The 22,815-nt window shown below is 65.5% G+C and carries 20 protein-coding genes; 14 read left to right on the plus strand and 6 right to left on the minus strand.

The annotated features are described in order from the left end of the window. Positions 1-549 precede the first annotated feature (549 nt). A complete protein-coding gene (locus tag B6K69_RS18290) occupies positions 550-876 on the plus strand; it encodes a hypothetical protein (protein ID WP_206340537.1) in 327 nt (108 codons plus the stop codon). Here B6K69_RS18290 and B6K69_RS03755 read toward each other — a convergent pair. The 3 genes from B6K69_RS03755 to B6K69_RS03765 form a co-directional block, all read right to left on the minus strand. After that, positions 866-3,292 (minus strand): Hint domain-containing protein, encoded by a 2,427-nt coding sequence (locus tag B6K69_RS03755; protein WP_108642835.1) that lies wholly within the window; start codon positions 3,290-3,292, stop codon positions 866-868. The genes B6K69_RS18290 and B6K69_RS03755 overlap by 11 nt on opposite strands. A gap of 85 nt (positions 3,293-3,377) precedes the next feature. Beyond that, entirely contained in the window at positions 3,378-4,181 is an 804-nt protein-coding gene (locus tag B6K69_RS03760) for a helix-turn-helix domain-containing protein (RefSeq protein ID WP_228156797.1), read from the minus strand. Positions 4,182-4,188: 7 nt separating this feature from the next. Beyond that, complete coding sequence (locus B6K69_RS03765) at positions 4,189-5,040, minus strand: helix-turn-helix domain-containing protein (RefSeq protein WP_108642836.1); 852 nt, start codon at positions 5,038-5,040, stop codon at positions 4,189-4,191. A 319-nt stretch (positions 5,041-5,359) separates the two neighbouring features. On the opposite strand from B6K69_RS03765, the gene B6K69_RS03770 reads away from it, so the two are divergent. From B6K69_RS03770 to lexA, 9 genes are all read left to right on the plus strand, one after another. Beyond that, positions 5,360-6,670, plus strand: a complete 1,311-nt coding sequence (locus B6K69_RS03770; protein ID WP_108642837.1) for an AAA family ATPase — start codon at positions 5,360-5,362, stop codon at positions 6,668-6,670. 628 nt (positions 6,671-7,298) lie between these two features. Then, a complete protein-coding gene (locus B6K69_RS03775; protein ID WP_228156798.1) occupies positions 7,299-8,432 on the plus strand; it encodes a Hint domain-containing protein in 1,134 nt (377 codons plus the stop codon). A 144-nt stretch (positions 8,433-8,576) separates the two neighbouring features. After that, positions 8,577-9,164: an anthranilate synthase component II gene (locus tag B6K69_RS03780; RefSeq protein ID WP_108642838.1), complete on the plus strand. Its 588-nt coding sequence runs from the start codon at positions 8,577-8,579 to the stop codon at positions 9,162-9,164. Further along, positions 9,161-10,174 (plus strand): anthranilate phosphoribosyltransferase, encoded by a 1,014-nt coding sequence (gene trpD, locus B6K69_RS03785; protein WP_108642839.1) that lies wholly within the window; start codon positions 9,161-9,163, stop codon positions 10,172-10,174. Before B6K69_RS03780 ends, trpD begins: the two co-directional genes overlap by 4 nt. Continuing rightward, on the plus strand, positions 10,167-10,817 hold the full coding sequence (locus B6K69_RS03790) for a uracil-DNA glycosylase (RefSeq protein ID WP_108642840.1): 651 nt from the start codon (positions 10,167-10,169) through the stop codon (positions 10,815-10,817). The genes trpD and B6K69_RS03790 overlap by 8 nt, the downstream gene beginning before the upstream one ends. A gap of 128 nt (positions 10,818-10,945) precedes the next feature. Continuing rightward, positions 10,946-11,761 carry an indole-3-glycerol phosphate synthase TrpC gene (gene trpC, locus B6K69_RS03795; protein ID WP_108642841.1) on the plus strand — a complete coding sequence of 272 codons (816 nt, stop codon included), beginning with the start codon at positions 10,946-10,948 and terminating at the stop codon, positions 11,759-11,761. Then, positions 11,758-12,249 carry a cyclic pyranopterin monophosphate synthase MoaC gene (gene moaC, locus B6K69_RS03800; RefSeq protein WP_107674338.1) on the plus strand — a complete coding sequence of 164 codons (492 nt, stop codon included), beginning with the start codon at positions 11,758-11,760 and terminating at the stop codon, positions 12,247-12,249. The genes trpC and moaC overlap by 4 nt, the downstream gene beginning before the upstream one ends. Continuing rightward, positions 12,246-13,412: a molybdopterin molybdotransferase MoeA gene (locus tag B6K69_RS03805; RefSeq protein ID WP_108642842.1), complete on the plus strand. Its 1,167-nt coding sequence runs from the start codon at positions 12,246-12,248 to the stop codon at positions 13,410-13,412. The genes moaC and B6K69_RS03805 overlap by 4 nt, the downstream gene beginning before the upstream one ends. Positions 13,413-13,602: 190 nt before the next feature. Next, positions 13,603-14,289 (plus strand): transcriptional repressor LexA, encoded by a 687-nt coding sequence (gene lexA, locus B6K69_RS03810; protein WP_107674336.1) that lies wholly within the window; start codon positions 13,603-13,605, stop codon positions 14,287-14,289. Here lexA and B6K69_RS03815 read toward each other — a convergent pair. After that, positions 14,283-16,409: a ComEC/Rec2 family competence protein gene (locus B6K69_RS03815; protein WP_228156799.1), complete on the minus strand. Its 2,127-nt coding sequence runs from the start codon at positions 16,407-16,409 to the stop codon at positions 14,283-14,285. The genes lexA and B6K69_RS03815 overlap by 7 nt on opposite strands. 105 nt (positions 16,410-16,514) lie before the next feature. Here B6K69_RS03815 and gltX point away from each other — a divergent pair, with 105 nt between their 5' ends. From gltX to B6K69_RS03830, 3 genes are all read left to right on the plus strand, one after another. Continuing rightward, complete coding sequence (gltX, locus tag B6K69_RS03820) at positions 16,515-17,930, plus strand: glutamate--tRNA ligase (protein ID WP_108642843.1); 1,416 nt, start codon at positions 16,515-16,517, stop codon at positions 17,928-17,930. A 109-nt stretch (positions 17,931-18,039) separates the two neighbouring features. Further along, positions 18,040-19,329, plus strand: a complete 1,290-nt coding sequence (locus tag B6K69_RS03825; RefSeq protein ID WP_107674335.1) for a citrate synthase — start codon at positions 18,040-18,042, stop codon at positions 19,327-19,329. A 126-nt stretch (positions 19,330-19,455) separates the two neighbouring features. Beyond that, positions 19,456-20,187, plus strand: a complete 732-nt coding sequence (locus B6K69_RS03830; RefSeq protein ID WP_228156800.1) for a heparan-alpha-glucosaminide N-acetyltransferase — start codon at positions 19,456-19,458, stop codon at positions 20,185-20,187. Between the two features lie 136 nt (positions 20,188-20,323). Here the strand turns inward: B6K69_RS03830 and B6K69_RS03835 are convergent, their stop codons facing one another. After that, positions 20,324-21,469, minus strand: a complete 1,146-nt coding sequence (locus B6K69_RS03835; RefSeq protein WP_107674334.1) for a type III PLP-dependent enzyme — start codon at positions 21,467-21,469, stop codon at positions 20,324-20,326. Between the two features lie 216 nt (positions 21,470-21,685). Between B6K69_RS03835 and B6K69_RS03840 the strand changes: the two genes are divergently transcribed. After that, on the plus strand, positions 21,686-22,117 hold the full coding sequence (locus B6K69_RS03840) for an Lrp/AsnC family transcriptional regulator (protein WP_108642844.1): 432 nt from the start codon (positions 21,686-21,688) through the stop codon (positions 22,115-22,117). 3 nt (positions 22,118-22,120) lie between these two features. Here B6K69_RS03840 and B6K69_RS03845 read toward each other — a convergent pair whose 3' ends face one another. Further along, the gene (locus tag B6K69_RS03845) at positions 22,121-22,774 is read right to left on the minus strand and encodes a winged helix-turn-helix transcriptional regulator (protein WP_108642845.1); all 654 of its coding nucleotides are present in this window, start codon (positions 22,772-22,774) and stop codon (positions 22,121-22,123) included. Positions 22,775-22,815 lie beyond the last annotated feature (41 nt).

The raw sequence follows: 22,815 nt of genomic DNA on the forward strand, positions 1-22,815 counted from the left end.
AACGCTTACTGTTATCGCCTTGCCCGACCGCATTGTGAGTGGCCGCCTCGTCCCGCGTGGATGCCATCGTGGTCGAGTGGCCGCTGCGAGGCAAAACGAACAGCAGCTTTGGGAAGTGCAACGAAGCAGCACCCTGTCCGGACGAAAGGCGGCTATGGGCAGGCCCCGCCTGTCTTGGGGGGCGGGTCGGCCAGGCCAGCCAACCCTTTCGGTTGCTGTTCCGTATGACCTGCCCCCGGGTCATCACTCTCCCATAGCGAGCGTCCTTTTGACCGCGATCCACTTCCCGCTGTTCTTCCGTCAGCCGCGCTTGTTACGTCGGTGCAGCCGATGGCGAAGTCATGCCGAAAGCCCGCGTCAGCGCTGATGCTATGGCCCGCGGCCGCGCGAAGGGATGTCACTCTCGAATCCTCGCCTATGTTGGAAGCTGCGGGTCTGGGGCCAGAAAGGTGCTGAGAACACCTCCAAGGCACAGGGCGCTTCGGGCCCCTGACCTGCCGCCGGAAACTGGCCAGTTCATCTGCGCGCCTCGTGTGTGTGTGTCGTCAGATGATGTGGTTCGCATCTGCCTTGTTCCAGCGGGATACTGGCGGTTTTGCAACCCATGTCAGCAAGAAAGCTCACCAGACCGGAAATGGTCCTGAAGTCTCGGAATTTCAGCAGATTGCGGCTGGTGACAAGCATCTTGTCATTGCGTCTGTCTGGGGCGCCTGCCCGAACGATCCAAACCCCGTACCAGGTGTTGTTCCGCCGTTCGGCACCTTTCTCGCAGATGACCTCGATGCAATAGCCCTGCGCAAGAAGCCCGCGCAGTCCGTCTTCTGTAACCACATTTGGCACTTCTACCATCATCGCCTTGTCCCGGTCACATCCTGAACGTCAGATCCTGGCTTCCGTCACCGTCCGATTTCCGGGGATGAGCACAACCGGAATGATTTGCGCGACTGGCGAGACGCTCGGATGGTGATCGCCATGCGGCGACCGGGCCGGATCGGGCAGACCCGTCCCCACGGTTCACGGGCAACGGGGGCCGGGAACGGGCCCCTTGCAGACATTGATGGCAGCCGTGGCCCGAGGCCGGCCTGCGTGAGGCCGACATCCGGCGCCCGCAAGCCGCCGCCTGGGACAGCGCGGCCATCTCCATTTCCTGCCGCCCGCAAGAGGGCAAGGGTCTGTGGCCGTGCCCCTGCAGGGGACGTTGGCCGTTGCGGGCAAGCCGGTCGGCCATGGACCGCGCCCGGCGGCCCGGAACCAGCAGCCGGACCGGGGGGAACAGCTCGGGCAGGACGGTTTCGGTGTTCGCCAGTTCGGGGAAGATGGCAAGGATTTCCTCAAGCTGGGCGGGGTTGACCGATTTCAACGCCTCTGGCCCGGTGAACAGCGATTCCGTCGGGGCGCAGTTCGACCAGACGATCTGGTGCTGATCGAACAGGAAGTGGACATATTCGATCTGGTCCAGATCCTGCGCCACGGCAAAGCCATCCAGCCCAAGCAACTGCTTCGCGGCGACAAGCACCTCTTGCACGCCGAACATCCGTTCGGGAACCGCGCCGCGCACCAGAACGCGGTGTTGCGGCGAAACGATCAGGTCAGCCTCGGGCATACCGGCCCCCATCGCCCCGGCGCGGATGCGGACCGGGCGCAGGTGCGGCGCCCGCGCCAGATCCAGCGCATTGAACCGCCGCTTGCCAATCCAGCGCACCGGCTGGTAGCCGTTGTCCAGCGTCAGCACCATGTCGCCGGCGCGGACGGGCCCTTCAAGGGTAAGGATAAGCGTATCGGCCCCGAAACATACGACGGCAGTATTGTCGAAGTTCAGGAAGCCGGAGGCGACGCCCGTCATTTCAAGGCTGCCGGTGATGCCCAGTTCGGTGCGGTAATCGGTGCCATTGATGATGCCGTCGATCTTGCCATCCGCGGCATCCGCCCGCAGCATCCCGAGTTCGGTGTGGAAGGCCTTGCCGCCCGCCGCCGTGATCCTGGTGTTGACCGCCCCGAGGGCAGACTTGTCATAGATGCCAGAGAGATCGACAAAGTCATTGTCGGTATGGATGCCGTTGCTCAGCACGCCGCTGTCAGTGCCGAAATCGGTGATCACATCGTTGGTGGCGCCGGTCCAGAGGAACAGGTCATCGCCCGTGCCGCCGGTCAGCGTATCATCGCCGGCCCCGCCATCGAGATGGTCATTGCCTTGGCCAGCGCTGAGTGAATCTGAGCCAGATCCCCCGTAAAGGGTATCACTGGCTGTACCGCCGACAAGATTGTCCCGCCCTTCGCCACCATCAAGGTAGTCGCCATAGGCAGAGGTCGTCCCAGTATAGCCGGAATAAACCGTGTCGTCGCCAGTGCCTCCGTACAGGCTGTCAACTTCCGACGTGTCGGTATTGCTTTCAGAGCCACCGGAAAATTTGTTGTCGCCCGAGATTATGTCATTCCCGGCGTCACCATAAAGCGCTTGAGCATTGTTGAATCCATAGATGACGCCATCATCATCGCCACCATAGATAGTGTCGAAGTTGTCACCGGGCCCACCAGTATTGGCGTCAGTGTAGATTGTGTCGTTACCGGCTCCACCATAGCTCACATCTGTGCCCGCAGCGCCATCTATGGAGTCACTCCCATCGTCGCCATTGATCAAATCGCTGCCGTTTCCGCCGTCGACCGTATCATTTCCTGTGCCACCGCTGAGTGTGTCGGCCCCGTAGTGGCCAAACATGTAGTCGTTTCCGGCCCCGCCAAGCATGGAGTCGCTTCCGGTCCCGCCATTCATGTAATCGTCACCGTCGTCGCCACTCATGCGGTCGCTATCGGCGCCGCCATTCATCGTGTCGTTGCCGTTGCCGCCATACATCGTGTCTTTGCCGGTGTCGGTCTCGTATTCGACAAACACATCGTTGCCGCCGTTGCCGTAATACAGGTCGTTGCCGCTGCCACCGTAGATCCAGTCGCCGTTGGCGGCCGAATTCGATCCGGGAAACAGAACCTCCGTCCCATTACCGCCGACCATCGTGTCGTTGCCATCATTGCCGAAATAACGGTCGTTGGTATTGTTATTGGTCCAGCTATCGTTGCCGTTCGTCCCAAAAACATCAGGCATGATGTCATCCTCGCTACAATCAGGAAGGCCGCTTAGGGAATCATTCGTGCGGCGGCCTGCTGGGATGTCGCACTGCAGGAATGGAAACCAAGACGAAACGGTACATTTGAAGCGTAGCACTGGCGAGTTGGCTCGCACCACTTCTCTCCAGAGCGTCACAAGTGAAGCCGGGTCGCCCGCTTGACGATACGACATGCTGGCCGCGCCATTCCGCAAGGGCGGTGGCGTGACGAGGGCATCGGATTTCCGGGTACCGAGAGGTATTCTGCAGACCGTGCCGTCACCACAGCGGCTGTTGTCCGTCGAGCAGAGCGAGTGCGCCCGGATCAAGCCTCGGGTCGTCCTTGTAGAAGACACCGCAGGCCTGGAGATCGGCCCTGCGCAAAGCCTTTCCGGCAAGACGGTCAAAGACGATCGGCAGCGCGTAGATCGGCCGCGTGCGGGCATTGTTTGACGTCATCAGCATGCCAGTCAGATAGGGCATGGACGGCACCGCAGGCGGGTAAAGCGCAATGCTGTAGAGACGCGCATTGGTCTGGCTGACGTTCTGCACGCCGTTGATATAGATCCGCTCTCCCAGCCACTGGACCAGCGCCGTCAGCTTGGTCGGCGGGCGGCTTTCCGGGGTCTCTCCCCGGTTCGTGGCAAACATCACCATCTTGACTGTGGTCAGATCGCCATGCTGCGAAATAGCCGCATAGGCGCGGCCTATCCTTTTGGGATTTGTCGGGAGTGGCGTGTAGACATGGTAATGACCGCAGAACTGCGCGAGCGTGTCGCGCGTCTGAGCCATGTTCTCTAGCAGGACGCCGAACACCTCCTGAATTTGTGGCGGTAGCCCGTCGACCTTCACCGGCGGGCGCCAGCGCGCCAGAAACTGCCCTGGCGGTAGCAGCAGATCGTCTGGCTGAAGGCCCAGATGTGCGGTGATGCCTTGCAGCGTCGCCAGCGATGGCATGGTCAGCCCGCTCAGGTACTTGTTCAGTTGCTGGCGATTGATGCCGAGAGCCTCGGCGGCACGCGAGGTCCCGGAAAGATGGTGTACCAGTTGGCGCAGATTGACTGGGAAATTGTTGCGGATCATCGTGCCCTCAGCCCGCGAGATGGAGCGCCGGAGTGCCGTCTTCGAAGCACAGGCGTTCGCGGACCTCTGGACCGAGCGCCGGATCATCCAGGGACATCAGCCCGCAGGCGGCCAAGTCTTCGCGCAGGCTCTGCCCTGCCCGACGCCGTTGCATGACAATATTGGAACTGTAGATAGGGCGCGCACCAAAGCCGAAGTTGCTCAGAAACACGCCGCTCAGGTAGCGCACGCCGGAGGTGTAGACCGGATAGAACAGAGCGAAGCCCGGCGTGACCTCATGGGCCGGCGTGCCGCAGTCGATGAACTGGATCCGGTCCTGGACGTAGCTCAAGAGATGACGCGTACGGCGCACATTGCTCCGGCTCCAGGGTGTTCCGGCGGCGGCGAACCGTTCCAGGACCAGCGCTTGCGTAACGCCCTGCCGCTGAAAGATGATCGCATAGGTGCGCAGCACATACTTCGGCATCTGGGGCACGCAGTTGTAGCGGAAGTACCGCCCACAATACGGCTTGAGCACCTCGCTCGCCTCTGTAAACGCTCCGGCGAATTCCGCGATCAAGGAATGATCCGAAGACATCTTGCCGGGCGCGGCCTTGTCCCCAATGTGATGGCCGAACTCGTCCAGCGGCAAGGTCAGCGCCTCGATCGGAATGTTGAAGAGCGTGGCGATCCGGCGCATGGTGCGCAGCGAAGGGACGCTGCTGCCGTTCAGATATTTGTTCAACTGCTGACGATTGATACCCATCCGCTTCGAGGCCTCCGCGATTGAGGGCATGCGGGAGACGAGGTGACGGATGTTTTCGGCAAAATCCGCGGCCTCTTCCGGCTGATCTGGCTTGCGGCTCGTCACTGATGGCATAATGGTTCCTGAGCGCTTGGCGCCTACTATTGAGGTGATCTGTGGCGTGGCACAGTTACCTGCAGATTCAGGTATTTCAACTTCGCCACCCTGCTTCGTTTCTGGCGCTCCCGCCCCGACCTAACCGGATGCCTTCATCCAATGGCGCCTGTGACAGTTGGCACCGCTGCCTTCGCGAATGAGCTGACGAAATATGAAATGCACACAGGGGGCGCGAGGCAGAGCGAACTCGCGGCAGATGACGTTGGGTTTCCGACTTGCGCGGGTTCCCGTGCGACGTGTAGCCTGAGGTTGGCAGGCTACTCGTCAGGGGCATTCGTTGGAAAAGCTGGAAACACTGCGCGCGGTTCTGACACAGACACAACAAGAGTTCGGTTACGCTCTTTCGAAAGTGTTGTCACCGGCGCAACCGCTTCAGTCAGAAGAGTATCTGAAAGGACGGGCGGATCAGCTTCATGGAATCGAGAAAGCACTCTATGCACCCGGAAGGCATGTGCTGATCCATGGACTTCGGGGGGTAGGGAAGTCTTCCCTCGCTCAAACGGCCGCCTTCAAGATTGCAAAGGGGCACGACCCAATTATCGTGAGTTGCGACCCCAACAGCACCTTCAAGTCTATCATTAAAGACATTTTCGATGAGACGCTTGGAAATGACCCGAGAATTGCCGAAGAAACCAAGACGAAGGAAGGAAGCGCTGGACTCTCACTCAAAGGATTTTCCGCACTATTAAAAGGCAGCACCACCCAGAAAGAAAAAGAAATTGAAGAGCCTTTGTCAGTAAATGATGCCGTCAGGGTCATACAGTTTCTGGCGCAGGAGCTTGGCGGAAAGCCTGTTTTCGTGGTCGATGAATTTGACTTAGTTGCGTCGTCAGACGTGCAGCGGGACTTCGCCAATTTGGTAAAGCAAGTCTCGGACAAACACGTCGAGGCTTGCTTCATCTTCTGCGGGATTGCTGAAAGCGCGGAAGCATTGATGGCGGCCCATGGCAGTGCAGACCGATACTTCCATGCTGTTGATCTTGGGAGGTTGCCATGGGATGCGAGAATTGAGATTGTCGAGACGGCTGCGGAAACACTCGGAATCAAGATCGACAAGACGACTACCTATCGAATTGCTATGATTTGCGACGGGTTTCCTTACTATGTTCATTTTATTTCTGAAAAACTGTTCTGGCGTGTATTCGAGGCCCAGAATGGCGGGTCAGTCACTCCAGAGCTATTTGTTCAAGCCATGGAAGATGCAGCAAGTGCCATGGACATGAAGTTGCGAGGACCATATGAAAAAGCCACACAGAAGTATGACGACACATATAGCGCAATACTTTTTTCGGTGGCTGATGGCCATGAGTTGAAGAAACGAAGCGCAGACATTTTCGAGGTCTATAAACGGGTGATGAAGGGCTTACATCAAGATCCTATGACCCGCGACCAATTCAACACGCGCATGAACCGCTTGAAAAGTGAGCCGCACGGCTGCATCCTGACCGGGACCCGCCAAGGGTGGTATGAGTTTACTGAAAAGATGATCAGAGGTTATGTCCGCTTAAAGGCAGAACAGAAAGGCGTCGACCTCAGCCCTGACCACCCCGGCGCAGCTTCTCTAATGCAACATCGTTTTGGTGCTTGATCTCACGACCATACTGCGCTTGCCCGGCAACAGCCCGGAAGTGAAGCGGCCCGCATGTCCCCTCCAAGGTTTCCCGGATGTATACCGACAGGGCTGCTGACGGGCCTTGCCCGCTGCGCGCAGGGCGTGGCGGGTGGGCTGGCGTTGCGGCGGGGTGGATCGTTTCGATTTCTGAAACGATGATGGGCCGGGGGCCAGGCCGGCAAAGCCTGTCGGCGCCGGCTTCGGGAGCGGGGCGCAACCTGCGCGGGTTGGCGCTGGCCCGGGGGTGATCCGGGGCCTGGAGGGGGCCGCGACATGCCGCCACATTCCCCCCTTCTGACAACCTTATGAAACACGGATATTTCTTATCGTCCCCGCAGGCGCCGAAGGCGGGTGCCGGGCGGTTGACACGGGCTGCGCGTTCCTGCAAGTGGGGCCGGCGTCGACCGCAGTGTCGACCGCGGGGGTTGTCCGGTGCTGTTGTCTGCGCCGCGGGACAAGTGTTCCCCGTTCATCGTGCCGGGGGCAATTCCCCCCCTTTCCGAAACAATGCCAGTCACAGGCGTTCCAGGTTCCTGCCCCGCGAAGGGCCGGTCAGACCTGCGTCCGTCTGCGTCTGACCAGAGTGAAAGACCGAAAGGGAACGATGTCTGAGACTGTCCTTCTGGTTCGCGGTGACATCCTTGGCGAGACGCCGGGCCAACCCACCAATCTTTACAACCCCAGCGACGCCGGCTTTGCCATGCAGGTGAACAATGCCCAGCGGGTGGGGGCGCCGGACGAGACGTTCCGGCTGGTCGGCTATCAGAACATCAACGGCGCAGAGGCCTTTTCGAACGGCCAGTTCTGGAAGCTGCAAAGCTATTCCGGGCCGGCGAATCCCACGCAGGCCGATCTGGACAACCCGGCCAACTGGACCGACCTTTACACCGGCATGGTGCCCAAGCCCGACCTGGTAGCCGGCCTCGGGATGACCCCGACCGGCGTGGTGTTCGAGGTGCAGGGTCTGGGCGGCGGCGGGCGCCATATCGTGCTGGACACCCGCGCCAGCTTTCCCGAGACGCCGGGCACCGTCATCCTGCCGGGCAAGGACGAGAACGGCAACAGCCTCGACACCGGCCCCCTGGAATTCGACACCATCCGCAACACTGATATGGGTCCGCCCTGCTTCCTGCGGGGCACCCTGATCCTGACCCCGACCGGGCCGCGCCCGATCGAGGATCTGCGGGTCGGCGATGCGGTGGTGACGCGGGACCGCGGCGCGCAGCCTATCCTGTGGATCGGACAGCGCCGGATGGCCGCATCCGAGCTGGACCGCCGGCCCAATCTGCGGCCCATCCGCATCCGGGCGGGCGCGCTTGGTCCGTCCCTGCCGGAAACCGATCTGCTGGTGTCGCCGCAGCACCGGATTCTGGTCCGGTCGGCCCTGGCGGAACGGATCGCCGGCGAGGATGAGGTGTTGGTGGCGGCCAAGCACCTGCTGGCCAGCGACGGCATCGAAGAGGCGCGGGACTGCGGGCCGGTGGAGTATTTCCACATCCTGTTCGACCGGCATGAAGTGGTCTTTGCCAACGGGGCCGAGACCGAGTCGTTCTATCCCGGCCCGCAGGCGCTGCGGATGGTGGACCGGGCCGCCCGCGCGGAACTGCTGGAGCTGTTCCCCGAGCTGCGGGAAACGGGCTTCCGCCCGGCCGGGGCCCGCACCTTCCTGACGGGGGGGCTTGCCCGGCGGCTGCTGCGCCTGCTGGAGCGCAAGGACCAGCCGCTTGTTGCCGCATGACCGGCCGCGCAGAGGGGGAAACCCCTCTGCGCAGGGCGGTTGCCCCCCGGGGTCAGATGCGCGATAAGCGGGACGACGTTCCTCGGGGCCGCAGGCCGGGCCGTTCCGGCCCGCCCCACGGGGAACCAACGGGTTGTCACCGACATGCTGCTTCTGATCGACAATTACGACAGCTTCACCTGGAACCTTGTGCATTACTTCGGCGAACTTGGCGCCGATGTGGTGGTGCGGCGCAACGATGCGCTTGAGGTGCAGGAGGCGCTGGCGATGCGGCCGCAGGCGATTGTGCTGTCGCCCGGCCCCTGTGACCCGGCGCAGGCCGGCATCTGCCTGCCGCTGACCCGCGCCGCCGCCGAAAACGACGTGCCGCTGCTGGGCGTGTGCCTGGGCCACCAGACCATTGGCGAGGCGTTCGGCGGCAAGGTCATCCGCTGCCACGAGATCGTTCATGGCAAGATGGGCACCATGCACCACGAAGGCAAAGGCATGTTCCGCGGCCTGCCCTCGCCCTTTGTCGCCACGCGCTATCATTCGCTGATCGTCGAGCGCGAGACCCTGCCCGACTGTCTGGAGATCACCGCCTGGCTGGAGGACGGCACCATCATGGGCCTGCGCCACCGCGAGAAGCTGATCGAGGGGGTGCAGTTCCACCCCGAATCCATTGCCAGCGAACACGGGCACCTGATGCTGCAGAATTTCCTGGAAACCGCCGGCGTCAAGGTGACGGCATGAGCGAGGTTCTGAAACCGCTGATCGGCATCGCCGCCACCCGCCCGCTGACCCGGGACGAGGCCGAGGCCGCCTTTGCCTGCCTGTTCGAAGGCACCGCCACCCCCGCACAGATGGGCGGCTTCCTGATGGCGCTGCGGACGCGGGGCGAGACGGTCGATGAATATGCCGCCGCCGCGCGGGTGATGCGGTCGAAGTGCAACCCCGTCCGCGCGCCCGAAGGCGCGATGGACATCGTGGGCACCGGCGGCGATGGCAAGGGCACGCTGAACATCTCGACCGCGACGGCCTTTGTGGTGGCCGGGGCCGGCGTGCCGGTGGCCAAGCATGGCAACCGGAACCTGTCGTCCAAATCCGGCGCGGCGGATGCGCTGACGGAACTGGGCCTGAATGTCATGGTCGGCGCCGAGGTGGTGGAACGCTGCCTGTCGCAAGCCGGGATCGGCTTCATGATGGCGCCGATGCACCACCCCGCGATGCGCCATGTGGGGCCGGTGCGGGCCGAGCTGGGCACCCGCACGATCTTCAACATCCTGGGGCCGCTGACCAACCCCGCCGGGGTGACGCGCCAGTTGACCGGCGCCTTTTCCGACGCGCTGATCCGGCCCATGGCCGAAACCCTGTTGCAGCTTGGCACCGTCAAGGCCTGGCTGGTGCATGGCGGCGACGGCACCGATGAAATCTCGATCGCCGCGCCCACCAAGGTGGCGGCGCTGGAAAACGGCGCGATCCGCGAATTCACCCTGCATCCCGAAGATGCGGGCCTGCCCTACCATCCGTTCGAAAAGGTGCTGGGCGGCACGCCGGCGGAAAACGCCGTTGCCTTCCGCGCGCTGCTGGACGGCGAGGCGGGCGCCTATCGCGATGCGGTGCTGCTGAACGCCGCCGCCGCGCTGGTGGTGGCGGACAAGGCCGCCTCGTTGCCCGAGGGGGTGGAGATGGCCCGCGCCTCGATCGACAGCGGCGCGGCCAAGGCCAAGCTGGCCGATGTTGCCCGCCTGACGCATGGCTGACGCGCCGCCGCCGCCCGCCAGTTGGGCCGGCCTGCCGTTCTTTCGCGACCAGTGGCCGGCCCTTTGGGCACGGCTGCGGGCGGTGCCCGACTGGCAGCCCGCGCCGGACATGATCTTCCGCGCGCTGGCGCTGACCCCGCGCGACCGGGTGCGGGTGGTGATCCTGGGGCAAGACCCCTACCCCACGCCGGGCCGCGCCACCGGCCTTGCCTTCAGCTTTCCTCCGGGCCAGCCCCCGCGCGACAGCCTGCGCAACATCCTGACCGAGCTTGCCGAAGACACCGGCCAGCCCAAGGCCGATGGCGACCTTGCGCCCTGGGCCGACCAGGGGGTGCTGCTGCTGAACACCGCGCTGACGGTGCCGGTGGGGCGGGCCAACGGCCACAAGGGCTGGGGCTGGGAAGAGCTGGCCGCGCAGGTGGTGCAGGCCACCGCCGCCGATGGCCCGCGCGCCTTTGTGCTGTGGGGGGCACCGGCGCAGCGGCTGTGTGCCGGCCTGCCGCGCGACGGCCATCTGTTTGTGGAAACGCCGCACCCTTCGCCCCTGTCGGCCTGGCGGGGCTTTTTCGGCGCGCGGCCCTTTTCGGCCGTCAACCGCTGGCTGGCCGCGCGGGGCGAGCCGGTCATCGACTGGTCCCGCTGAACCTTTCCTTCCGGCGCAGGCTTCGCTAGTCTTCCGCGATCCCGCTCATTCCCTTCATCCTGGGACACATACCCCACGGGGTCCGGGGCTGTGAAACCCCCGGTCCGCGCCGCAACAGGAAGACCCGCATGACCACCATTCTCGACCGGATCAAGGCCTACAAACTTGAGGACGTGGCCACCCGCAAAGCCGCCCGCCCGCTGGCCGAGGTGGAAGAGGCCGCCCGGTCCGCGCCGGCACCGCGCGGCTTTGCCCGCGCGCTGCGCGAGGCGGCGATGCAGGGCTACGGTCTGATCGCGGAGATCAAGAAGGCCAGCCCGTCGAAGGGCCTGATCCGCCCCGACTTCGACCCGCCGGCGCTGGCCGCCGCCTATGAGGACGGCGGCGCCACCTGCCTGTCGGTGCTGACAGACGGGCCCAGCTTTCAGGGTGCCGACGACTTCCTGACCCAGGCGCATGACGCCACCAAACTGCCCTGCCTGCGCAAGGATTTCCTGTACGATCCCTGGCAGGTGGCCGAATCCCGCGCGCTGTCGGCCGATTGCATCCTGCTGATCATGGCCTCGCTGTCCGACGAACAGGCGGCGGAGCTGGAAGACGCGGCCCTGACTTGGGGCATGGATGTGCTGATCGAAGTGCATGACGAAGCCGAGCTGGAACGCGCGCAGGCGCTGAAATCGCCGCTGATCGGCATCAACAACCGCAACCTGCACACGTTCGAAGTGTCGCTGGACACCACGCGCAAGCTGGCACGGCTGGTGCCCGAAGACCGGCTGATCGTGGCGGAAAGCGGCCTTTACGCCCCCGAGGATCTGGCCGATCTGGCCCGCTTCGGCGCGCGCTGCTTCCTGATCGGGGAAAGCCTGATGCGGCAGGACGACGTGGCCGCCGCCACGCGCGCCATTCTGGCCCGTCCGCTGACGGCGCAAGGGGGCCGGATATGACCGCAGGCCCGCCCGGACTGACCCATTTCGACGCCACCGGCGCGGCGCATATGGTGGATGTCTCGGGCAAGCCGGTCACCGACCGCATTGCGGTGGCCGAAGGCTATGTGGTGATGGCGCCCGCCACGCTGGCGCTGGTCACCGAAGGGCGCGCGCAGAAGGGCGACGTGCTGTCGGTGGCGCGGCTGGCGGGCATCATGGGGGCCAAGAAGACCGCCGATCTGATCCCGCTCTGCCACCCGCTGCCGCTGACGAAAGTCGCGCTGGAGCTGACCGCCGATCCGCTGCGCTCCGCGATCCGGGTCGAGGCCACGGTCAGGACCGGCGGGCAGACCGGGGTTGAGATGGAGGCGCTGACCGCCGTCTCGGTTGCCTGCCTGACGGTCTATGACATGGTGAAGGCGGTCGAGAAATCCATGACGATCGAAGGCATCCGGCTTTTGCTGAAAGACGGCGGAAAATCAGGTCTTTACGAGGCGAAGCGATGATTTCGGTCGAAGAGGCGCAGACCCGCCTTCTGGCGCTGGCCGGGCCTCTACCGCCTGAAACGGTGCCGCTGCGGGCCGCCGCCAACCGCTGGCTGGCGGGCCCCGTCGCCGCCCGCCGTGACCAGCCGCCCTTCGATGCCTCGGCCATGGATGGCTATGCCGTTGCGGGCGATCCCGCCGCCGGTGACAGCTTCCAGGTTGTGGGCGAGGCCGGGGCCGGACATGGCTTCGCGGGGTCTGTCGGGCCCGGACAGGCCGTGCGCATCTTCACCGGCGCCCCCGTCCCCGCCGGGGCCAGCCGCGTGGTCATCCAGGAAGATGTTGACCGCCAAGGGGACCGCATCACGCTGCGCGTGGGCGCCGACAGCGGGCGCAACATCCGCCCGCAGGGGGCCGATTTCGCCGCCGGGGCCAGCCTGGCGCCGCGCTGGCTGCGCCCGGCCGATCTGGCGCTGCTGGCCGCGATGAACGTGGCGCAGGTGCCCGTCGCGCGCCGGCCGGTGGTGGCCTTCATCGCCACAGGGGATGAGCTGGTGATGCCCGGCGAAGACCCCGGCCCCGATCAGATCATCGCCTCGAACAGCTTCGCGCTGGAGGCGATGGCGCGCGCCGCCGGGGCGGAGACGCGGCTGCTGCCCATCGCCCGGGATGAGGACGCCGCGCTGCGCGCGGTGTTTGCGCTGGCCGAAGGCGCCGATGTGATCGTCACCATCGGCGGCGCCTCGGTCGGCGATCACGATCTGGTGGCCCGCACCGCGGGCGATGTTGGGCTGGTGCCCGCCTTTCAGAAGGTGGCGATGCGCCCCGGCAAGCCGCTGCTGGCGGGCCGACGGGGGGCGTCGGTGCTGCTGGGCCTGCCGGGCAACCCGGTTTCGGCCATCATCACCGGGCAGCTTTTCCTGCTGCCGCTGCTGCGCGCCCTGCAAGGCGACCCCGCGCCGCTGCCCGCTGCACTGTCCGCCACCCTGACCGAACCCTTGCCCGCCAACGGACCGCGCGCCCATTACATGCGCGCCCGCCTGGCCGGCGACCGCATCACCCCCTTCGCCCAGCAGGACAGCGCGCTGCTGACCATTCTGAGCGAAGCCAGCGCCCTGCTGATCCGGCCCGCATCGGACGGCCCGCGCCAACCGGGCGAGACCGTACCCTATCTGCCGTTCTGACCCTTCCAGTTGGCCCAAATACCCTCTGGGGGTGCGGGGGGGCGAAGCGCCCCCGCGGCGGCGTTTGCGGCCGGTGATTCGCAAATTGCTTGACACAAACCGGGAACACGGGCAGAACATTGCATCAACGCCTGCCCAAAATACCCGCCCGAAACACCTGCCCAAAACCCATGCCCGACCGGGGGAACCGATGCTCACGCGCAAGCAGCTTGAACTTCTGAACTTCATCAAGGACCGGATGGACAGCGACGGCGTGCCGCCCTCCTTTGACGAGATGAAAGAGGCGCTGGATCTGCGGTCGAAGTCCGGCATCCACCGGCTGATCACCGCGCTGGAAGAACGCGGCTTCATCCGGCGGCTGGCCCATCGTGCCCGCGCGCTGGAAATCATCAAGCTGCCCGATGCGATGGAACGGCCCGGCTTCAGCCCGCGCGTCATCAAGGGCGACCGCAGCGATCCGCCGCGCAATGCCGTGCCGGTCGAGGCGATCCATGCGATGGAACTGCCGGTCATGGGCCGCATCGCCGCCGGTGTGCCGATCGAGGCGATCAGCGAGGTCAGCCACCATGTTGCGGTGCCCGGCTCGATGCTGGCGGGCCGCGGCAACCATTACGCGCTTGAGGTCAAGGGCGACTCGATGATCGAGGCGGGGATCAACGATGGCGACATCGTGGTGATCCGCGAACAGACCACCGCCGAGAACGGCGATATTGTGGTGGCGCTGGTCGAGGATCACGAGGCCACGCTGAAACGCTTTCGCCGGCGCGGCAACATGATCGCGCTGGAGGCGGCGAACCCCGCCTATGAAACCCGCGTCTTCCCCGACCATCTGGTCAAGGTGCAGGGCCGGCTGGTCGGGCTGATCCGCAACTACTGATCCGGGCCTGCCGCCTGTGGGGGCGGATCGGGCAGCAGGCCGGCCAGACGGCTGTTGTCCAGCACAGGGCCGCTCCAGATCCGGCCGCCCGAACGGCCCGCGCGCAAGGTGATGGTGCCGTCGGCGCCTTGGGACAGGGCCAGCGGGCCGGTGTCGCGCAGGATGGTCTGGTCGATCAGATGGCAGCCTTCGGGGGCGGCTTCGGCCCGTGCCGCCAGGATCACCAGATCGGCCGAGGCGCAGGCATCGCCCAGCAGGGCCGCGCCGGTCTTGCCGGTCAGCACCACGCCGCGCAGGCCGGCAAAGGCGAAGCGCCGCGCTTCCTTCGGCCCGGTGAACCCCGGCCGCGCCGCCGCTTCGGGCTGCAAGGCAAGATCGCCGTCGTTTTCCAGCCAGTTCTTCGCGGCAAAGCCGCCGCCGCTGCCGGCCGACAGCGCCCGCCCCTGCGGCCCCATCAGCCCGACCAGCCGCCCGTCGCCCGAGATCAGCAGGCCGGGCCGTTCGGCCAGCGGCCAGAGCAGCAGGGCCAGCACGACCGCCGCCAGACCGGCCCAGCGGGCCCGGCCCGGCCAGAGGATGCCCCAGAGCGCCCCGAGCGACAGGAGCGGCAGCACCACGGCCCCCGGCGCGGGGATCGCCGTCACCGCGCCGTCGATGGCGGCCACCCGATGCGCGACATACAAAATCCAGTCGCAACCCAGCCCCATCAGCCACAGCGGGCCCCCGGCCAGCCCCAGCGGCGCCAGCAGGGCCGCCAGCGCGCCCATCGGCATGACCACCGCGCCCATGACCGGAACGGTCAGCAGGTTGGCGACAAAGCCGTAATCGGTGAAACGGTTGAAATGCGCCGCCGCATAGGGGGCGGTGGCGATGCCGCCGATGGCGGAACTGGCGACAAGGGTGAAGACCGGCACCGTCCAGCGCGGCCAGTCGCCCAGCATGACCTTGTGATCCAGCACCGAAAAGCCCCAGATCAGCCCCAGCGTTGCGGCAAAGGACATCTGGAAGCCCGGCTCCAGCAGGCTTTCGGGGCGCAGGAGCAGCAGGACCGCCGCCGCCACCGCGCCCGATCGCAGGGTGATGGCGCGGCGGTCCAGCAGCACCGCGCCCAGCATCACCGCCACCATGACGAAGGCGCGTTCGGTCGCGACATTCGATCCTGACAGCAGCAGATAGAACCCCGCCACCGCGAAAGAGATCACCGCCGCCACCTTCTTGCCGTTCGCCCGCACCGCCAGCGCCGGCACCAGCGCCAGCGCCGTGCGCAAGAGCGCGAAGACGAAGCCCACCAGAAAGGCCAGGTTCATGCCCGAGATGGCCAGAAGATGCGCCAGCGAACTGTCGCGCAGCGCTACGACGGTATCATGGCTGATGCCCGAACGGTCACCCGTCATGGCGCCCGCGGCAAAGGCGCCGGCATCGCCCGGAATGGCGGCCTGCATGGCCCCCGACAGATAGCTGCGCAGCCGGCCAATGCGTTCGTCGGCCGGACCCGGATCTTCCAGCAGCACCAGCGGCTTGGCGGTATAGCCGACGCCGCCCAGCCCGGCGAAATAGGCCATGCGGCGAAAGTCGAAGCCCCCCGGTTCGACCGCGCCGTCGGGGGCGGCCAGGCTGGCGGTGACCATCACGGTCTGGCCCGGCGCCGGGGTCAGGAAGGGCTGGTCGCCCTGCAACGAGAGCCGCACCCGCTGCGGCGTGCGGTCGGGCGGCAGGTCTTCCAGCACCACATGATCCAGCGTGATGCGCGGCGCATCCGAGGCGGAACGGTCAATCTCGACGATGCGGCCTTCGACCGGGCCATAGTAGCGGAAGGTCAGCATCGGTGCCTGCACCAGATGGGCGCGCAGCCCGGCGGCCAGAAAGCCCAGCATCAGCGCCAGCAGCGCCGCCGCGGGCGGACGCAGCAGATCGGGCGCCCAACGCTGCGCCAGGGCGGCGGCCAGCGCCAGCCCGCCCGCGCCCAGATACAGCGCCCGCCCCGGTTCGGACGGCCAGATGAACCACAGGCCCACACCGCAGCCGATCAGCACCGCGGCCAGGGGGAACAGATGCCCCCGCGCCTCGACCAGCGCGCGTAGCGGCGCCAGCAGCCATTGGTCGGGCCACGCCCCCGCCACCTTGCCCTTCCCCGTCCTTGCCGTCTAAATGCCCGCAACGCCGGCTGACCGGCTCTTCCCGTCATCCCAGATCCTGGTTTCCGAAAGGTTAATGCAAGAATGCCCATGCGCTCTGAGGCCCGCTCCGATGTGGTCACCCGCTTCGCGCCCTCGCCCACCGGCTATCTGCACATCGGCGGTGCCCGGACGGCGCTGTTCAACTGGCTGTTCGCCCGCGGCCGGGGCGGCAAGTTCCTGCTGCGGATCGAGGATACCGATCGGGAACGGTCAACCCCCGCAGCGACCGAGGCCATCCTGAAGGGGCTGACCTGGCTGGGGCTGGACTGGGACGGCGATGTCGTCAGCCAGTTCGAGCGCAAGGATCGCCATGCCGAGGTGGCGCATGAGATGCTGGCGCGGGGCACCGCCTACAAGTGCTTTTCCACCGCCGCCGAGATCGAGGCCTTCCGCGAGGCGGAGAAGGCGCGCGGTGTCAGCTATCCGGTGTTCCTGTCGCCCTGGCGCGACGCCGACCCGTCCACCCACCCCGACGCGCCCTATGTGATCCGCATGAAGGCGCCGCGCACGGGCGAGACGGTGATCGAGGATCAGGTGCAGGGCCGCGTGGTGATCAAGAATGAAACGCTGGATGACATGATCGTCCTGCGCAGCGACGGCACGCCCACCTATATGCTGGCCGTGGTGGTGGACGACCATGACATGGGCGTGACCCATGTGATCCGGGGTGACGACCACCTGAACAACGCCGCCCGCCAGCAGATGGTCTATGATGCGATGGGCTGGACCGTGCCGGTCTGGGCGCACATCCCGCTGATCCACGGACCCGACGGCAAGAAGCTGTCGAAGCGCCATGGCGCGACCGGGCTGGAGGAATACCAGGCCATGGGCTACCCGGCGAGCGGGATGCGCAACTACCTGACCCGGCTGGGCTGGGCGCAGGGCGACATGGAGATCTTCACCAGCGAAGAGGCGATGCGGGTCTTCACGCTGGAGGGAATCGGTCGCGCGCCGGCGCGGCTGGATTTCAAGAAGCTGGAAAACACCTGCGGCCATCACATCGCGATGACCGAGGATGCCGCACTGCTGCATGAACTTGAGGGCTATCTGGCCGCCGCGGGCCAGCCCGGGCTGACGGTGCAGCAGCGCACACGGCTTGTGCCGGCGATGGCGGCCCTGAAGGAACGTGCGAAGACCTTCCCGGAACTTCTTGAAAAGGCACAGTTTGCACTGGTGGATCGCCCCATCGCGCCGGATGAGAAGGCGGCGGCTTCGCTGGATACGGTATCCCGTGGTATACTGAAATCATTGACGCCGCGCTTGCAAAATGCTAGCTGGACGAAAGACACGCTCGAGACCATCCTGAACGAGATCGCCGCCGAAAACGGCATCGGATTCGGCAAGCTGGCGGCCCCGCTTCGGGCCGCCCTGGCAGGCCGCAGCGTGACGCCTTCGGTCTTCGACATGATGCTTGCCATCGGTCGGGACGAGACGATCGCAAGGCTTTCGGACGCCGCAGCCTGAGGCTGCCCCCGTCCCCGGCCTTGGCTCTGCGCCCCGCTGCGGGGCGTGACAGGACAACCGGCCCGCCGCCCCTTTGGCGGCCGGGCCCGACACGGGGGACGTGAGACGAATGGCAGACAGAAAAGCGACGCTGACGCTGGACGGCAAGGAATTCGACCTTCCGGTCCTGCACCCCACCCTTGGCCCCGATGTCGTCGATATTCGCAAGCTCTACAGTGACGCCGACATCTTCACTTATGACCCCGGCTTCACCTCGACCGCCGCTTGCGAAAGCACGATCACCTATATCGACGGCGACAAGGGCGAACTTCTTTATCGCGGCTATCCGATCGAACAGCTTGCCGATAAATCGACCCATCTCGAAACCTGCTACCTGCTGCTTTACGGAGAGCTGCCCACCGCCAGCCAACTGGCCGATTTCACCAGCCGCGTGACGCGGCACACGATGGTGCATGAACAGATGCACTATTTCTTCCGCGGGTTCCGCCGCGACAGCCACCCGATGGCCACCATGGTGGGCGTGGTGGGCGCGATGTCGGCCTTCTACCATGACAGCCTTGACATCAACGACCCCTGGCAGCGCGAGGTTGCCGCGATCCGCATGATCGCCAAGCTGCCGACCATCGCCGCCATGGCCTACAAGTATTCGGTCGGCCAGCCCTTCGTCTATCCGAAGAACTCGCTCTCCTATGCCGGCAACTTCCTGAACATGTGCTTCGCCATTCCGGCCGAGGACTATGTGGTCTCGCCGGTGCTGGAAAAGGCGATGGACCGCATCATGATGCTTCATGCGGACCACGAACAGAACGCCTCGACCTCGACCGTGCGTCTGGCCGGGTCTTCGGGCGCCAATCCGTTTGCCTGCATCGCGGCGGGCATTGCCTGCCTGTGGGGGCCGGCACATGGCGGCGCCAACCAGGCCTGCCTGGAAATGCTGAAGGAAATCGGGACGGTTGACCGGATCCCGGAATTCATTGCCAAGGCCAAGGACAAGAATTCGGGCTTCCGCCTGATGGGCTTTGGCCACCGGGTCTACAAGAACTTCGACCCGCGCGCCAAGGTGATGAAGGAATCGGCCGACGAGGTGCTGGAGCTGCTGGGGGTTCACAACAACCCGCTGCTTCAGGTGGCCAAGGAGCTGGAGCGGATCGCGCTTTCGGACGAATACTTCATCTCGAAGAAACTTTACCCCAACGTAGACTTCTACTCGGGGATCATCCTTGAGGCGATGGGCTTCCCCACCTCGATGTTCACGCCGATCTTCGCGATTTCGCGCACGATCGGCTGGATTTCGCAGTGGCGGGAAATGATCGCCGACAAGAACCAGAAGATCGGCAGGCCGCGGCAGCTCTATATCGGGCCGAAACACCGCGACTATGTCGACGTTCGCCACCGCTGAGGCGGGCGCGAAGGGAACCGGAGCGAATGGGAAGGGCGGTCCGCGGGGCCGCCCTTTCTGCTTTGCCCCCTTCCGGTCCGGCCGGGCACGGGGCAGGATGCGCGGCAGGAATGGCAGGGGGCACGGGTGACGAAGGAACGGTATCTGGTCATTGACCTTGCCCGCACGGCGGCGCTGGCCGGCATGGTGGCGTTTCATTTCACCTATGACCTGGAGCTGTTCGGTCTGGTGGCCCCCGGCACCGCCGTGACCGGCTGGTTCTGGTACCATGCCCGGATCGTGGCGGGATCGTTCATCTTCCTGGCCGGGCTGTCGCTGTGGATGGCGCATGGACAGGGCATCCGCTGGCCCGCCTTCTGGCGGCGGCTGGTCAAGATCGGCGGCACGGCGGGGCTGGTGACGCTGGTCACCTGGGCCACCTTCTCGGCGCTGGGAGAGCCGCGCCTGACCATCTTCTACGGCATCCTTCACTCCATCGCCGTGTCGTCGCTGGTGGGGCTGTTGTTCCTGCGCCTGCCCGCCGTGGTGGTGCTGGCGGTGGCGGCCGGGGTCTTCGCCCTACCCTATGTCTGGGCGCATCCTGCCTTTGACGGCTGGCTGATCTGGACGGGCCTGTCGGGGCGGGTGCCGATCACCGCGGATTATGAGCCGTTCTTTCCCTGGTTCGCCCCCTTTCTGGGCGGGATCGCGCTTGGCAAGATCTTCAGCTTCCTTGGCCTCTGGCCGCATCTGGCCCTGCCCGCGACGCCGCTTCTGCGGCGGCTGGCCTGGCCGGGACAGCATTCGCTGGCGATCTATCTGATCCACCAGCCGGTGCTGATCGGGCTGGTGCTGGGCGCGGCCTGGCTTCTGGGCTGACCGCCGGCCGCGGGGGCGCTGCCCCCGCACCCCCGGGATATTTCAGGACAGATGAAAGGGCCTGCGCGCCCGCACGCAAAGGAAAAGCCCCCGCGCCGGGATGTCCGGGCGGGGGCTTTCCAGAAGGCGGGGCGGATCAGACCTTGAGGCTGAGGACCGTGGCCATCTGCAGATCGCCAAAGCCGTTGAAGCGGCTGTTGGTGACCACCGAGTAAGACCCCATGCCGTGCCAGATCAGATAATCGCCCTCGGCCAGACCGGCGGGCAGCGCGATTTCGCCCGGCAGGCGGTCAACCGAATCGCAGGTGGGGCCGAAGACGATGCGCGGCTTCAGCTTGCCCTTGCGCGGCGTGCCTTCGGCATCGACCACCTGGATACGGTCGATCACGCCGATCAGCGGCAGTTCGGTCAGCGTGCCATAGACGCCATCGTTCAGGAACACATGGTCGCCATCGCGCACCGCCTTGACCCGTGCGGCCAGCGTGAAGGCATCGCCGCACAGCGCCCGGCCCGGTTCGCAGACCAGAAGCGGGCGGTTTTCACCGAAGGCTTCGGTCGCCACGCGGTCGATCAGGGCGAAGATCGCCTCAAGATCGGGCAGGACGGCCTGCATGCGGTGGCTGGGGAAGCCGCCGCCGACGTTCAGCCGGGCAATGGTCACGCCGGCATCCGCCGCGATGCGGGCGGCTTCGCGGATGTAGGATTCCCAGGCGTGCGGGTCGGTGCATTGGGTGCCGGGGTGGAAGGTCAGCGAGGGCACGAAGCCCGCCGCCGCGACAACCTTGAGCAGCTCGGCCGCCAGTTCCTCGGTTGCGCCGAACTTGGCGCCGAAGTTGTAGGCCGCACCGGCGACCGGCAGCTTGAAACGCACGCTGATCTCGGTGCCCTCGGCGGGGACCAGTTCGATCAGCTTGGTCAGTTCGGTGCGGGAGTCCACGCTGTAGGACTTGACGCCGCGCGCGACCGCATGGGCGATTTCGGCGCGCGAGCGGACGGGGTTGTTGTAATGGATGGCCGCATCGGGCGCGAGGCGGCGGATCAGGTCGATCTCGAAGGCGCTGGCGCAGTCATAGCCGCGCACACCCGCCGCGGCGAGGTTCTCGATCATCTCTTCGCCCGGGTTCGACTTGACCGCATAGGTCACCATGCCGGGAAAGCCGTCGATGAAGCGGCGGGCGTTCGCCTGCACCACGGTGGGCGCGAAGAACAGCACCGGGTTCTCCGGTGCTTCGGTGCGGAGGTATTCGGTCGGATTGGTCCAGATCGTTTTGGACAGTCCCATCGGCGTATCCTTTCTGCCAATGAAGACGCATCGCCCTTTGCCCCGTGCAGTCTGGGGGTGCGGGCACCAGCGTGGTTTCCTTGAACCAGGCCAGGTGCGTATGAGCCGCCCTTTTCCTGCAGTGAGGATGCGCGATATGGGTGACATCTTCACCGGAAGAAACTATATATTTGCCTTGAAACATCGTCAGAATGACGAAATCAGAAAGCAGATTGCATGGATGAACTGGATCGCAACATCATCGTCCTGCTGGGCGCCGACGCCCGCATGTCGGTGGCCACGCTGGCGCGGCGGCTGAAAGTCGCGCGCAGCACGATCCAGGCCCGGCTGGAACGGCTTGAAACCAACGGCGTGATCGTCGGCTATACGCTGAAACTGGGCGAAACCGCGCGCGAGGGGCGGCTGCGCACCTCGGTCCTGCTGACGATCGAGCCGCGGGCGCAGGGCGCGATTCTGACCCGGCTGAAGGCGATTCACGAGGTGGAGCGTGTCTTCACCACCTCGGGGCGATTCGACTTCCTGTTGCAGATCGCCTGCCCCAATACGCAGGTGCTGGATCAGGTGCTGGACCAGATCGGCGCCATGACCGGGGTGAAATCGTCAGAAAGCCTGATCCACCTGTCGACCAAGATCGACCGGGCGGTGTGACGGTCACCCGGCGGGGCGCAGGGCGAAGAGGTTGACGAAGGCCTGTCCTTCGGCCGGATCGCCGGAAAAGCCGATGACGCCGGCCGCCGTGACCGCCAGCGGTTCGGGGCCGTAGATCGCGCGCGCCATGGCGTTGGTGCCGCCTTCAAAGCGCAGGGGCGCCGCCGGATCGTCGCCACGCGCCACGCGGCAGGCCCCGGAGGCGATGTCCATGGTGAAGCTGTCCTCGGCCAGACGGAACACCGCCTTGTGCGTTGCCGTCCGCACCGGCGCGCACATCGCCCGCATCGACAGCATCAGCGCCGACGGGCTGATGAACAGGCGCGGATCATGGCCCGGCATCCCCGCCCCCCAGCGGCAAAGGGCGCGGATCACCGGCCACAGCCCCTGCCCGGCTGCCGTCAGGCGGTAGAGCGTGATCTTTTCGGGATCGGGCAGATCCTCGCGGCGCAGGATGCCCGCGGCGGCCAGTTGTTCCAGCCGCTGGGTCAGCACATTGGCGCTGATGCCCGGCAGGCCCGCCCGCAGCGCCCCGAAGCGGCGCGGACCCAGCATCAGTTCGCGCACCACCAGCAGCGCCCAGCGGTCGCCGATCAGATCCAGCGCATGGGCGGCGATGCAGCCTTCGTCATAGGACCGCCGGTTCGGCGTGGTCATATTACATAACTTTCAGTTGCTTTTTATAACTATAGCCGCCA

It is taken from the genome of Pseudogemmobacter blasticus (genome assembly GCF_003071405.1).
Taxonomy (GTDB): Bacteria; Pseudomonadota; Alphaproteobacteria; order Rhodobacterales; family Rhodobacteraceae; genus Pseudogemmobacter; species Pseudogemmobacter blasticus.